We start from the raw sequence: 13350 nt of genomic DNA, 5'->3' as shown, positions 1-13350 counted from the left end.
CGTTTAGCCCGCTAAACGCGATCCGGTCTCAGGGGTCGAGGTCGGCCCCGGTCAGCGCCCGGCCGGGGAGCGGCTCGTTCTGCCCGGCCCGCAGGCCGTCGATCATGATGCCGATGCACCGCCGCATCGCGATCCGTGCGACCTCTTCGCCCTTGCCCGGCATCTGCCGCAGCAATGTCGCGAACAACATCGCGACATCCCCGGTGCCGACGTCCTCGCGAAGCCGGCCCTCCGCCTGAGCGCCCTGGACGAAGCCGCTCAGCACCACCAGCAGCTCGTCACGCAGGGCTTTGATCGCGGGGTCGCTCCTGAGGATCACCAGCGCTCGCGGGGACACCATCGCGAGCTGGATGCTCAGCTGCAGCTCCATCGACTGGTGCAGCAGCCGGATCAGGGCGTCCCAGTCCGAGGACTCCTGGTCCTTCGCGGCCTTCGCGTCCCTCAGTACCCGGTCGAAGTTGTCGACGGCGACCGCCCGGATCAGCGCGTCGCGGTCCGGGAACCGCCGGTAGAGGGTGCCGACGCCGACGCCCGCCGAGCGCGCGATCTCCTCCATCGGGACCTCGGCGCCCTGGGCGGCGAAAATCAGTCTCGCGGCGGCCAGGATCTGATCCCGGTTCCGGCGCGCGTCGGCACGCAAGCGGGTCTCGGGGTCGGCAGTCATGGTCCTCGCCTCTCGAAGGTCCTTCAGGGCCGTGATTCTCGCACGTAAGGGAGTGCCCTTCACGCTTCCCGGGAAACCACCCCTTCGCGAGTGGACGACCCGCCTCCACTTGAGTACCTTGGATGTCATAAGCGGAATGAAACCATCCGCATACGTTTTGGGGCCCCCTGTCCGATATCGCCCGAACCCACCCGACATTCTGGGGAAGGACAAACCCGATGACTGACGTCGAGGAAACCACCGCGAACTTGCCGCTGATGCGCAAGTGCCCGTTTTCCCCGCCACCGGAATACGAGAAGCTTCGCGCGGAAAGTCCGATTTCCCGGGTCGGTCTGCCTTCCGGGCAAACCGCTTGGGCGCTCACCAGGCTCGACGACATCCGCGAAATGCTGAGCAGCCCGCATTTCAGCTCCGACCGGCAGAATCCGGATTTCCCGCTGATGGTCAAGCGGCAGATCCGGCGCGAGGACAAGCCGTTCCGCGCGTCCCTCATCTCGATGGACCCGCCGGAACACAGCCAGGCCCGGCGTGACGTCGTCGGAGAATTCACGGTCAAGCGCATGAAAGCGCTCCAGCCGCGAATCCAGCAGATCGTCGACGAACACATCGACGCCCTGCTCGCGGGCCCCCAGCCCGCCGATCTCGTCCAGGCGCTGTCCCTGCCGGTTCCCTCTTTGGTGATCTGCGAACTGCTCGGTGTCCCCTATTCGGACCACGAGTTCTTCCAGGGATGCAGTTCCAAGATGCTCAGCCGGGAAATCAGCGCCGAAGACCGGATGGTGGCGTTCGAGAAGCTCGAGGGCTACCTCGACGAACTCGTCACCAAGAAGGAAGCGGACGCGACCGAAGACGACCTCCTCGGACGTCAGATCTTGAAGCAGCGGGAAACGGGCGACGCCGACCACGACGAACTCGTCGGCTTGGCATTCCTGCTGCTCATCGCCGGTCACGAGACGACGGCGAACATGATTTCGCTGGGCACCGTGACCTTGCTGCAGAACCCCGAGCAGCTGGAGAAGATCAAGGCGGACCCGGACAAGACCCTCGCCGCGATCGAGGAACTCCTGCGGGTCTTCACCATCGCCGAGACGGCGACCTCACGGGTCGCGACGGCGGACGTCGAGATCGGCGGCACGCTCATCCGTGCGGGTGAAGGCGTCGTCGGCCTGAGCAACGCGGGCAATCACGACCCGAACGGCTTCGAGAACCCCGACGACTTCGACATCGAGCGCGGCGCGCGGCACCACGTCGCGTTCGGGTTCGGGGTGCACCAGTGCCTCGGCCAGAACCTCGCGCGGATGGAACTCCAGATCGTGTTCGATACGTTGTTCCGTCGTATGCCGGGGATCAAGGTCGCCGTTCCGGTCGACGAGCTGCAGTTCAAGCACGACTCGACGATCTACGGCCTCCACGCCCTCCCGGTCACCTGGTAGGAGGAGCCATGAAGATCATCGCGGACACCGGGAAATGCGTGGGCGCGGGCCAGTGCGTGCTCACCGATCCCGATCTGTTCGACCAGAGCGAGGACGACGGCACGGTCATCGTGCTGAACGCCGAGCCCGAGGGGGACGAGGCAGAGGAGAACGCACACACCGCCGTGCACATCTGCCCTGGTCAGGCGCTGTCGCTCGCGTAAGTCCGTGAAGGCCTCCTTGAGGGACTCTGGGTCCCTCAAGGAGGCCTTCACGGACCATCACGACGCCCGAGACCTACTTGACCGCGCCCATGGAAAGGCCGCGGACCAGGTGGTTCTGCGCGATCCAGCCGACGATCATCACCGGCAGGGACGCGAGCAGCGCGGCCGCGGAAAGCTGCGCCCAGTACAGGCCCTCGCTGGTGATGAACCCGACCAGGAACACCGGCACCGTCCCGGCCCGCGCGGCGGTCAGGTTGACCGAGTAGAAGAACTCGGTCCACGAGAAGATCACGCAGATCAGCGCGGTCGCGGCCACCCCGGGCGCGACGACCGGCATGATGATCTTCCGCAGCAGCACCGGCAGGGTCGCGCCGTCGATCCGGCCCGCCTCGATCATCTCGTGCGGCACTTCCAGGAAGAACGACCGCATCATCCAGATGGCCAGCGGCAGGTTCATCGACGTGTACAGGATGATCAGCGCCCACACGTTGTCCAGCAGCTGGGTGTTCTGCGAGATCACGTACAGCGGGATGATCGCCGCCACGATCGGCAGCATCTTCGTCGACAGGAAGAACCCGAGCGCGTTGCTCGTCCCCTTCACCGGCGCCAGCGAGAGCGCGTACGCCGCCGGGATTCCCAGCAGCAGCACAAAAATCGTCGAAACGACGGTGACGAACGCCGAGTTCGACAGGTACGGCAGGAAACCGCGTTCGAGCACTCCGGCGAACTGGTCGAGCGTCGGGGTGAAGACCAGCCGCGGCGGATCGGTGTAGGCGTCGGCCTCCTGTTTGAAGGCCGTGAGGATCATCCACAGCAACGGGAACACGAACAGGATCGCGATCACCCAGGTCACGACCGTGAGCGAACCCGCGCCGAGCCGGCCTTTCATTTCGCGCCTCCCTGGACCGAGAACGTGCGGAACATCAGGCGCAGCGCGAAGGTCGCGACGATCATCGTCAGGATCACGACGATCACGCCCATCGCGGACGACTGCCCGACGTCGAACCCTTGGAACGCCCGCTGGTAGATGTAGAACGGCAGGTTCGTGCTGGCCGTCCCCGGACCACCCTGTGTCATCAGGAAGATCGCGTCGAAGCTGTTCACGATGTAGATCGCGCCCAGCAGCGTCGCCAGCTGCAGGAACCGGCTCAGATGCGGCAGCGTGATCGCGGTGAACGTCCGCCAGCGGCCGGCGCCGTCGACCGACGCGGCCTCCAGCACGTCCTTCGGCTGGCTCTGCAGCCCGGCCAGGATCAGCAGCATCATGAACGGCGTCCACTGCCAGACGACCTGGGCCATCACGGCGGCCAGCGGGAACTCCGAAAGCCAGTCGACGTCGGTGCCGAAGACGAAGTGCAGCAACCCGTAGGTCGGGTCGAACATCGTCGTCTTCCACAGCAGCGCGCCCGCCGCGGGCAGGATCAGGAACGGCGTGATCAGCAGGGTCCGCACCACACCGCGGCCGAGGAACTTGCGGTCCAGCAGGATCGCCAGCCCCAGGCCGAGCAGTAGCGAGAAGAACACGCAGACCACCGTGAGCACGACGGTGTTCAGCAGCGCGCCGAGGAACGTCGAATCGGCGAAGACGTCGATGTAGTTCTGCAACCCGACGAAATGCCGCGAACCCGGCCGCACCAGGTTCCACGACTGGAACGAGTAGAACACCGTCAGCACGAACGGAAGCTGTGTCACGGCGACGACGAACAGCAGAGCGGGCAACAGCGGTAGCCGTCGTTTGAACGGCGTGTCGGTGCCGCGCTTCGGAGCCGCCGTCTTCGCGTGGGCGGGCTCGGTGCGGGCGGGAGCGGAGAGCGTGGCCATCACTGCACCTCCTGATACGACTTGCCGACGGTCTGCGCGTACTCCTGGGACTGCTTCAGGGCTTCGTCCACGGTGACCTGGCCCGCGATCGCCGCCGAAAGCTGCTGGCTCACCCGGGTGCCGAGATCCTGGAACTCGGGGATGCCGACGAACTGGATCCCGGGGTAGGGCACCGGATTCGCCATCGCCTTGCGCTGGTCGGCGTCCGCGATCCCGTCCAGCGTCGGCTGCGCGTAGGCCTTGGCGGCCTCGCGGTACTGAGGAATGTCGTAGGTCGACTTCCGCACGCCCGGCGGCACGCGGTTCCAGTCGCCGAACTCCTTGGCGACCCGCTGCACGTAGGCCTTGTCCGTCATCCAGGACATGAACTTGAAGGCGGCGTCCTTGTCCTTCGCGACCTTCGGGATCGCCAGCGCCCAGGTGTAGAGCCAGCCGCTCGCCTGCGTCTTCTCCACCGGCGCCGGGGCGTAACCGGACTTCCCGACGACCTTGCTGGCCGACGGGTCCTCGTTCGTGCCCGCCATGACCGTGGCGTCGTACCACATCGCGGCCTGGCCCTGGGTGTACCGCGTGCCGCATTCGGAGAAGCCCGCGCTCGACGCGCCGACCTCGCCGTGGTTCCGCACGAGGTTCACGTAGAACTCGGCGGCCGCCTTGAATTCGGGGCTGGTCAGCTTGGCGTTCCAGTCCTTGTCGAACCACTGCGCGCCGAAGGTGTTGGCGACCGTGGTGAACGGCGCGAGGCTCTCACCCCAGCCGGGCTTGCCGCGCAGGCAGATCCCGGCGACGCCCTTCGCCTTGTCGTCGAGTTTCGCGGCGTACTCGGCGATCTGCGACCACGTCGGCTTGGCGGGCATCGTGATTCCGGCCTGCTCGAACAGATCCTTGCGGTAGGCCAGGAAGGACGACTCGCCGTAGAACGGCACCGCGTAGAGCGATCCGTTGTACGACAAGGATTCCTTGATGCTCGGGATGAAGTCGCCCGCGTCGTAGGAGGGATTGGCCGCGATATGCGGTTCGAGGTTTTCGAGCCAGCCGTTCGCGGCCCACTGCGGCGCCTCGTAGTTGCTGATCATGACGACGTCGAACTCGCCGCCCTCGGTGGCCGTCGACGCGGTGATCTTCGCGCGGGCCTGGTTTTCCGGCAGGGAGACGAACTTGAGGGTGACGCCGGGGTTCGCCTTCTCGAACTCGCCGGAAAGCTCGATGGCGTCCTTCATCTGCGGGTTCGCGACGATCCCGACGACGAGCGTCCGGTCACCGGTTCCGAGCGCGCCCGCACCGGCGCATCCGGTGAGGCCCAGCAGGAGAACCGCGAGCAGGGCGGCTGCTTTACGCACTTTCGCCTCCCGGTATTACCTGCACCTTCAAGCCGGCGCCGCTGCGCATGAGGTCGAGAGCCTCGGGGTACCGCTCCAGCGGCAGGGTGTCGGTGAGCAGCGCGCCCGTGTCGACGGCGCCACTGGCGACGAGGTCGAGCGCCGCACCGAAGCTGTTCATGACGGCCATCGAGCCGACGACGGTGATCTCGTCGTTGTAGATCCGGAACGGCGAAAGCGCGACGCGCGCTTCCTCGGGCGCGACGCCGAAGACCAGCAAGCGGCCTCCGCGCTGAAGCGAGTCGAAGGCGGCTTCGATCGCGGGAGCGGCACCGGTGCAGTCCGCGGCGGCTTCGAACTTCTCGTCGTCCAGATCCTTCACGTCACCCGCGACCGCGACCGCGCCGAGGTCCATCGCCCGGCCCAGGCGGGCGGTGTTGCGGTCGACCACCGTGACCTGCGCGCCCGCGCGCTGCAACAGCTGCTGCATGATCAGGCCCATCGTGCCCGCGCCGACGACGAGGAACCGCTCCCCCGCCTCGACGCCGATCCGGCGCACGCCGTGGACCGCGCAGGAGACCGGTTCGACGAGGGCGCCCTGTTCCCAGGTCATCGTGTCCGGCATGCGGTAGCAGTTCGCGGAGGGAACGGCGACGTACTCGGCGAAAGCGCCGTTCACCGTGTCGCCGGTCGCGTTCCAGTTCTCGCAGAGGTTGCCGCGGCCGGACCGGCAAGGCTTGCAGTAGCCGCAGAACAGCGACGGGTCGACCGCCACCCGGTCGCCGACCTTCCAGCCACCCGGCACGTCGGCGCCGAGTTCGACGATCTCACCGGCGAATTCGTGGCCGGGGACGATCGGATAGGGCGTCGGCGGGAAGTGCCCGTCGGCGATGTGGAGGTCGGTCCCGCAGATCCCGCAGGCACCCACCTTGACGACGACCTGGCGATCCCCCGGTTTCGGATCGGGTACCTCGCCGACCCTGATCTCCCCGGGCTTGTCCACGATCGCGGCACGCATGCCAGCTCCTCTTCTCTCCGCTCAAATGAGCGGGGGTGGGCCTATGCTTCGGACTGCATGTCCCAGGCATGGTGAACTTTTCCCCAGTGTTACGTCAACCTTTCGGGTTGATTTCGCGCTATAGTGCTCAGATGAGCGGGAAGAAGCAGAGTCCCGGCCTGGTGGAATCGCTGCGTCTGGCCGCGGTGGCCCGGCGGTTCTACGAACAGGGCGCCTCGAAACTGGAAATCGCCGACGAGTTCGGGATCAGCCGGTTCAAGGTCGCCAGAATGCTGGACACCGCCAGGGAAACCGGCATCGTCACGGTCGAGTTCCGGCTGCCGGCGCCGGTCGATCTCGTGCTGTCGGAGGAAATCCGCTCCGCGTATCGGCTGGACCGGGTTCTCGTGCTCGAACGAGCGCCGGAGCCGGAATCCCGCGAAGTGGCGCGACGGAAGATCGGCTCGCTCGCCGCCCGCCTCCTGACCGAAATCGTCACTCCGGGCGACGTCATCGGCCTGTCCTGGGCACGTTCCGTGAACGCGATGACCGAGGCGATCGAGTCGCTGCCGAAATGCCCGGTCGTGCAGCTGTGCGGAGTGCAGGCGGGCATGGACATGCGGGACCGGTCGGTGGAGACGGTCAGCCGGGTCGCGTCGGTGTCCGGCGGCGAGGCGTACCCGATCTTCGGGCCGCTCGTCCTCCCCGACCGCCGCACCACCGAGACCCTGCGCAGGCAACCCGGGATCGCGGAGACCTTCGGGCAGTTCAAGAACCTGACCAAGGCCGTCGTCAGCATCGGCGCGTGGAAACCCGAGGAGTCGACGGTCTACGACGCGCTCGACGAGACCGAGCGGAGCGCGATCGCGAAACGCGGTGCCAAAGCGGAGGTTTCCGCGCGCCTGTTCGACGCCGACGGGACGCCGATGTCCACCGGGCTGGCCCATCACGTGCTGGCCATAAGCGCCGAAGAGCTGCTGGCGGTCCCCGAGGTGATCGCGCTGGGCTACACGGAGCCGAAGGCCGAAGCCATAGACGCCGTCCTGCGGTCCGGCATGGTCTCGACGCTGATCACCGACGCCGCCGCGGCCGTCCCGTTGCTCAAGCTGGCCGGGGCCCGCCCGCTCCCGTCGTGACGCTGAAGGACGCTTTCCCCGCATGCCATGGGCGGAAAGCGTCCTTCACCGCGTGAGACGCAGGGAAAGTCCCCTTCAGCCCACGGCCTTGTCCTGGGCCGCCATCACCTCGTCGCCATGCCGGTGCGCCCACTCCCCGAACGCCTCGATGGGCCCGAGCAGGCTGACCCCGAGGTCCGTCAGCGAGTACTCGACCTTCGCCGTCCGCCCGCAGTCGCGCCGGTGGACCAGGCCGTTGAACTCCAGCCGCCGGACCGTTTCCGTGAGCACCTTCGTGCTGATCCCGCCCAGCCGTCGCCGCAGTTCCGCGGGCCGCGACGGCCCGTCGCGCAAGGCCCACAGGACGACCGGGTTCCACGTGTTCGCCATCAGGTCGAAGGCCAGCCGGGCCCGGCAGTCGGCGAGGAAGACGTCGTTCATGGGACCTCCGGTAACCACTTGGTACCCGCGCCGCTTTCTACGGTCGTGTCGTAACTCGATCTTAGGGAGCGAAACACATGCGTATCGGCATTTTCGGCGCGGGCGGGATGGCTGAGGCGCTCGGCGGCCAATGGTCCGGCGCCGGGCACGAGGTGATGGTCGCCGCGCGCGACCGGGCCAAGGCGGAGAAGATCTCCACCCGAGTGGGGACCTGGGCGGAAACCGCTCGCGCGAGCGACGCGATCCTGCTCGCCATCTCGGCGCCTTCGGTGACGGAGGTCGTTGCGGCGGCAGGGAATCTCGCCGGGAGGATCCTTATCGACTGCACCAACGCGGTCGGCCCCGGCGCCGTGCTCACGATCCCCGACCAGGCGGAACGGATCGCCGCCGCCGCGCCGGGCGCGCACGTGGTCAAGGCGTTCAACCTGTGCCACGTGGATGTCTGGCGGATGACTCCCCCGATGTTCGACGGCCGCCCGCTCGCGGTGCCGCTCTGCGGCCCGCCGGAGGCTGTCGAGGTGGTGAGTTCCCTGGTGCGCGACATCGGTTGCACGCCGCTGAACGCCGGCGGGCTCGACCGGGCACGGCTCATGGAGGCGACCATGGCGTTCACGGTCGGGCTGTGGTTCGGCGGCCACGACGCCCAGGCCTGCTTCCCGCCCCTTCCGGCCTGATTTCAGGGTCGTCCCGGATGTGGCGGGCGGGGTGGTCACGCGAACGTGTGCGGCATGGGGAAGAAGACCTGGCGGCAGTTGACCGTGTGGCTGCACGTCATCACTTCGGTGGGCTGGATGGGACAAGCCTTGGCGCTGTTCACCTTCCTGGTGATCAGCCGCACCACCGACGACGGCGCGATCCGCGTCGCCGCGACGTCCATGGCGCACGAGATCGACTCGCTCCTGCTGGCACCGCTCGCCAACGCGTCGGCCTTCACCGGCTTCATGCTCGCCGCGGCGACCGCCTGGGGGTTCACCCGGCACTGGTGGGTGCTGGCGAAGTTCGTGATCACGCTCGTGCAGCTCTACGCCGGGATCTTCCTGCTGTCGGGCGCTTTGCGGGATTCGGTCGTGGCGGCGCGGGCCGGTGATCCGGAGCCCGCGCCGCTGGCGCTGGCCGCCGGGACCGCGCTGATGGCGAGCGCGTTGGCCTTCCAGGCCTGGCTTTCGGTGGCGAAACCGTGGGGCAAGGCGCGCACCGGCCCGAAACTGCCGGTGGCGCCGACGTGGGTGTTCGTCGCCGCTGTCGCGGCACCGGTCGCCGACATCACGGTGGGCCTGCTGCTCGGGTACCCGCTGCCCGCGCTCTCGCTGATCGTGCTGATCGTCCAACTGGTTCGGCGCCGGCGGGAACTGCGCCCGGTGCCCGTCGGCTGAAGGGGACTTTCCCCGCATCGCACGCGGCGAAGGGCGCTTTCACCACGTCGCATGCGGTGAAAGCGTCCTTCAGCCCCCGTCAGAGCTGGTCCACCGCCGTGATCCGGATGACGGCCGAACCCGCTTCGTCCGAAGCCGCCAGATCGACCTCCGCGCTGATGCCCCAGTCGTGATCGCCCGCTGGATCGTCGAAGATCTGCCGCACCCGCCAGATCTCCGTCTCCTTCTCGATGATCAGCAGCTTGGGCCCGCGCGCGTCCGGTCCGATGCCGAGCGTTTCGTGCTCGTCGAAGTAGTCCTCGATGGCGTCTTCCCACGCGTCCGCGTCCCAGCCCGAAGCGGCGTCCAGCTCGCCGAGCGTCCCGTAGGAACGCCGGGCGGCGAGCTCGACCCGGCGGAACAGTTCGTTCCGCACGAGCACCCGGAAAGCCCGCTCGTTCCGCGTGACCGCGGGCGGTTCGGACGGCGGCCGCGCCGAAACCGGGCCCTCCTCTTCGGGATGCCGCAAGGCTTCCCACTCGTCGAGGAGGCTGGAGTCGACCTGTCGCACGAGTTCGCCCAGCCATTCGATGAGGTCCTGCAGCCCCTCGTCCTTGGCCTCGTCGGGAACCGTGTGCCGGAGCGAGTCGTAGGTGTCGGTGAGGTACCGCAGCACCAGCCCTTCCGAGCGGGCGAGCTGGTAGAAACCGATGTACTCCACGAAGTTCATCGCGCGCTCGTACATGTCGCGCACGACCGACTTCGGCTTGAGCTCGTAGTCCTCGACCCACGGATGCCCTTGCCGGTAGCGGGAATACGCCGCCTCCAGCAGTTCCTCCAGCGGCTTCGGATACGTGACGTTTTCGAGCAGTTCCATCCGCTCGTCGTATTCGATGCCCTCGGCCTTCATCGCCTGGACGGCCTCGCCGCGCGCCTTGAACTGCTGCTGCGACAGCACCGGACGAGGATTGTCCACAGTGGATTCCACAATGGACACCACGTCGAGCGGATACGACGGCGATTCGACGTCGAGGAGTTCGATCGCGGCCAGCGCGAACGGCGAAAGCGGCTGGTTCAGCGCGAAATCGAACTGCAGGTCCACGGTGAGCCGGACGATCCGGCCCTGTTCGTCGGGCTCGTCGAGCCGCTCCACGACACCTGCCGCGAGCAGCGCGCGGTAGATCGCGATCGCGCGCAGGATCAGCTTCCGCTGGGCGGGACGGTCGGAATGGTTGTCCTCCAGCAGATGCCGCATCGAGTCGAACGCGTTCCCTGGCCGGGAGACGACGTTCAGCAACATCGAGTGGCTGACGTGGAAGCTTGACGTCAGTGGCTCCGGCTCGGCCGCGATCAGCCGGTCGAAGGTGCTCTCCGTCCAGTTGACGAACCCTTCGGGCGCCTTCTTGCGGACGATCTTCTTTTTCTTCTTGGGATCGTCGCCCGCCTTCTCCAGCGCCTTGGCGTTTTCGACGACGTGGTCCGGTGCCTGCACGACGACGTAGCCGTCGGTGTCGTACCCGGCCCGGCCCGCGCGCCCGGCGATCTGGTGGAACTCACGCGCCTTGAGATGCCGCTGCCGCACGCCGTCGTACTTCGTCAGCGCGGAGAAGACCACTGTGCGGATAGGTACGTTGATGCCGACGCCGAGCGTGTCGGTCCCGCAGATCACCTTCAGCAGCCCGGCTTGCGCGAGCTGTTCGACCAGGCGCCGGTACTTCGGCAGCATCCCGGCGTGGTGCACGCCGATGCCGTGCCGGACCAGCCGGGACAACGTCTTCCCGAACCCGGCCGAGAACCGGAAGTCGCCGAGCATCTCGGCGATGGCCTCCTTCTCCGCCTTCGAGGTGACGTTGATGCTCATCAGCGTCTGCGCGCGCTCGATCGCCGCGGCCTGCGAGAAGTGCACGACGTAGACCGGCGACTGACCGCCGTTGAGCAGCTCGGACATCGTCTCGTGCAACGGTGTCAGCGCGTAGCGGAAGGTGAGCGGCACCGGCCGCTCCGCCGAGGTGACCACCGCGGTCGGGCGGCCCGTGCGCCTGGTGAGATCTTTTTCGAAGAACGAGACGTCGCCCAGCGTCGCCGACATCAGCACGAACTGCGCCTTCGGCAGTTCCAGCAGCGGCACCTGCCAGGCCCAGCCGCGATCCGGTTCCGAGTAGAAGTGGAACTCGTCCGCGATGACCTGGCCGACCGGCGCGTCGGCGCCGAACCGCAACGCCATGTTCGCCAGGATTTCCGCCGTGCAGCAGATGATCGGCGCGTCGGCGTTCACCGCCGAGTCCCCGGTCATCATGCCGACGTTCTCCGCGCCGAAGATCTCGATGAGCTGGAAGAACTTCTCCGAGACCAGGGCTTTGATGGGCGCCGTGTAGTAGCTGCGGCGGCCGTGCGCGAGCGCGGTGAAGTGGGCCCCGACGGCGACCAGGCTCTTTCCCGAGCCCGTCGGCGTCGACAGGATCAGGTTCGCCCCGGAGACCACCTCGATGATGGCCTCCTCCTGCGCGGGGTACAGCTCTAACCCGCGCTCGGCTGTCCAGGTCGAGAAGGCTTCGAACAGCGAGTCGGGGTCGGGAGCCGCAGGCAGGAGGTCTGTAAGTGTCATCAGAAGGCCTATCGTGCCATCCGTTGGTCGCTTCTTGCCCAGGGGTGATCGCGCCCATCGGCGGAAACCCGTAGGCTTCGCGGTACCGCGCACTCATCGGGCAAGCATCGCCCGGCCGCGCGCACACAGGCGGTAATCCGAGAGGGCTAAGGAATGGCACAGGACATCATCCCGATCGAACTCGGCCTGCCACAGGGTGACGTCGTCACTCTCTGGGCGCCGCGCTGGCGGGAGGACGGCGAGGAGTGGGAAGCCTTCCTCGGCGACGAGGAAGACCTGTACGCCTTCCCGGACGCCGCGCACCTCGCCGCATTCGTGCGGACCTCCGAGCAGCACGACCTGCTCGACCACCCCGCGTGGGAGGTCGTGCCGGCGCTGAACGTGCCCGAGCTGATCCCGGACGACGACCACACCTACGACCTGGTGGGCGTCCCCGAGCTGGTCGCCGAGAAGCCGGACCAGTGGACGCTGGGCGAGCTGGCCGAGATCATCGGCATCGTGCGTTCGCTCGCGGACGTGTGCGAGCTCGACGAGGTCCACGAGGTCCTCGACGCGCACGAGAGCTTCTCGCTGCTGGACCAGGGCACGCTGCCCTTCTCCGGCCGTGACGGCGAGCGTCTCTGGGCGGACCTGTCCGAGGCGGTCTCCGAGAAGTGGGACACCGTGCTCGACGCGATCGACGGTCTGGTGACCGTCCCCGACGTCGACGAGAAGGTGCTGGAGCAGACGGCGGAGGAGCTCGCGACCTTCCTCGCGGAGTCCGCCGAAGCCGAGGCCGCCGCGGCCGAGGACCTCGAAGACGTCGACGCGGACGACGATGAGGACGAGGACGACGAGCCCGTCGGCTTCTGGGGCGAGGTCGGCATCGACCCGATCAAGATCATCACCTCGGGCGCCGAGTACTACACGCTGCGCTGCTACCTCGACGACAAGCCGATCTTCCTCGGCAGCGAAGGCGAGATCGACGTCTTCACCTCCGAGAAGGCCCTCATCCGCGCGCTCGCGGACGGCAAGGAGCTGGCGGGCAACGACCTCGCCCAAGTGTCCACTTGGGACGAGGTGACCACGAAGGCCACCGCGGGCGAGCTCGAGATCGACGTCGACACCGAGAACACCTACGTGCTGAACGGCATCGCCGACGACATCGCCGAAGGCCCGGAGTCGATCGACCCGACCCAGCTGGAGCTGGCCGTCGAGCTGATCACCGACGCCGCCGAATGGGCCGAAGACGACAGCGTCGAAACCGCGCTGGCCGCCAACGAAAGCCTCGGCTGGCTGGTGTCGTTCGTGCTGCGGCCGGACCCCACGCGGCTCGAGCCGAGCGCTCCGTTCGACGCCGAGCAGTCCGAGTGGCGCAAGCTCGTCGAGACCTTCGAGAACCGCCTCACGGTCGTCTGATC

At 67.4% G+C, this 13350-nt stretch carries 13 protein-coding genes; 6 read left to right on the top strand and 7 right to left on the bottom strand.

All coding sequences use genetic code 11. From position 1 onward, the window contains the following. Positions 1 to 28: 28 nt before the first annotated feature. Positions 29 to 664 (bottom strand): TetR/AcrR family transcriptional regulator, encoded by a 636-nt coding sequence (locus tag B0293_RS12365; RefSeq protein ID WP_005165519.1) that lies wholly within the window; start codon positions 662 to 664, stop codon positions 29 to 31. A 218-nt stretch (positions 665 to 882) separates the two neighbouring features. On the opposite strand from B0293_RS12365, the gene B0293_RS12360 reads away from it, so the two are divergent. Both B0293_RS12360 and B0293_RS12355 read left to right on the top strand, forming a co-directional pair. After that, positions 883 to 2097 (top strand): cytochrome P450, encoded by a 1215-nt coding sequence (locus tag B0293_RS12360; protein WP_005165520.1) that lies wholly within the window; start codon positions 883 to 885, stop codon positions 2095 to 2097. 8 nt (positions 2098 to 2105) lie between these two features. Further along, positions 2106 to 2300 (top strand): ferredoxin, encoded by a 195-nt coding sequence (locus B0293_RS12355; RefSeq protein WP_005165521.1) that lies wholly within the window; start codon positions 2106 to 2108, stop codon positions 2298 to 2300. A gap of 73 nt (positions 2301 to 2373) precedes the next feature. Here the strand turns inward: B0293_RS12355 and B0293_RS12350 are convergent, their stop codons facing one another. The 4 genes from B0293_RS12350 to B0293_RS12335 are packed head-to-tail and all read right to left on the bottom strand — an operon-like array spanning position 2374 to position 6458. After that, positions 2374 to 3189: a carbohydrate ABC transporter permease gene (locus B0293_RS12350; RefSeq protein WP_005165522.1), complete on the bottom strand. Its 816-nt coding sequence runs from the start codon at positions 3187 to 3189 to the stop codon at positions 2374 to 2376. Then, positions 3186 to 4121, bottom strand: coding sequence for a carbohydrate ABC transporter permease (locus B0293_RS12345; protein ID WP_039919425.1), 936 nt, complete (start codon positions 4119 to 4121; stop codon positions 3186 to 3188). The genes B0293_RS12350 and B0293_RS12345 overlap by 4 nt, the downstream gene beginning before the upstream one ends. Further along, positions 4121 to 5461, bottom strand: coding sequence for an ABC transporter substrate-binding protein (locus tag B0293_RS12340; RefSeq protein ID WP_005165524.1), 1341 nt, complete (start codon positions 5459 to 5461; stop codon positions 4121 to 4123). Before B0293_RS12340 ends, B0293_RS12345 begins: the two co-directional genes overlap by 1 nt. Beyond that, positions 5454 to 6458, bottom strand: coding sequence for a zinc-dependent alcohol dehydrogenase family protein (locus B0293_RS12335; protein ID WP_005165525.1), 1005 nt, complete (start codon positions 6456 to 6458; stop codon positions 5454 to 5456). The genes B0293_RS12340 and B0293_RS12335 overlap by 8 nt, the downstream gene beginning before the upstream one ends. 131 nt (positions 6459 to 6589) lie before the next feature. Here B0293_RS12335 and B0293_RS12330 point away from each other — a divergent pair, with 131 nt between their 5' ends. Then, entirely contained in the window at positions 6590 to 7573 is a 984-nt protein-coding gene (locus B0293_RS12330) for a sugar-binding transcriptional regulator (RefSeq protein WP_005165526.1), read from the top strand. A 75-nt stretch (positions 7574 to 7648) separates the two neighbouring features. Here the strand turns inward: B0293_RS12330 and B0293_RS12325 are convergent, their stop codons facing one another. Then, positions 7649 to 7993 carry a winged helix-turn-helix transcriptional regulator gene (locus B0293_RS12325; protein ID WP_005165527.1) on the bottom strand — a complete coding sequence of 115 codons (345 nt, stop codon included), beginning with the start codon at positions 7991 to 7993 and terminating at the stop codon, positions 7649 to 7651. Between the two features lie 77 nt (positions 7994 to 8070). On the opposite strand from B0293_RS12325, the gene B0293_RS12320 reads away from it, so the two are divergent. Both B0293_RS12320 and B0293_RS12315 read left to right on the top strand, forming a co-directional pair. Then, the gene (locus B0293_RS12320; RefSeq protein ID WP_005165528.1) at positions 8071 to 8667 is read left to right on the top strand and encodes an NADPH-dependent F420 reductase; all 597 of its coding nucleotides are present in this window, start codon (positions 8071 to 8073) and stop codon (positions 8665 to 8667) included. Between the two features lie 54 nt (positions 8668 to 8721). Next, on the top strand, positions 8722 to 9366 hold the full coding sequence (locus B0293_RS12315; protein ID WP_005165529.1) for a hypothetical protein: 645 nt from the start codon (positions 8722 to 8724) through the stop codon (positions 9364 to 9366). A gap of 79 nt (positions 9367 to 9445) precedes the next feature. Here B0293_RS12315 and B0293_RS12310 read toward each other — a convergent pair whose 3' ends face one another. After that, complete coding sequence (locus tag B0293_RS12310) at positions 9446 to 11950, bottom strand: DEAD/DEAH box helicase (protein WP_005165530.1); 2505 nt, start codon at positions 11948 to 11950, stop codon at positions 9446 to 9448. A gap of 153 nt (positions 11951 to 12103) precedes the next feature. Here B0293_RS12310 and B0293_RS12305 point away from each other — a divergent pair, with 153 nt between their 5' ends. Beyond that, positions 12104 to 13348, top strand: coding sequence for a hypothetical protein (locus B0293_RS12305; RefSeq protein ID WP_005165531.1), 1245 nt, complete (start codon positions 12104 to 12106; stop codon positions 13346 to 13348). Positions 13349 to 13350: the final 2 nt, after the last annotated feature.

Source organism: Amycolatopsis azurea DSM 43854 (assembly GCF_001995215.1).
GTDB classification, from domain to species: Bacteria; Actinomycetota; Actinomycetes; order Mycobacteriales; family Pseudonocardiaceae; genus Amycolatopsis; species Amycolatopsis azurea.
The sequence above is the reverse complement of the archived record's forward strand: the minus strand, read 5'-3'. Positions and strand labels throughout refer to the sequence as shown.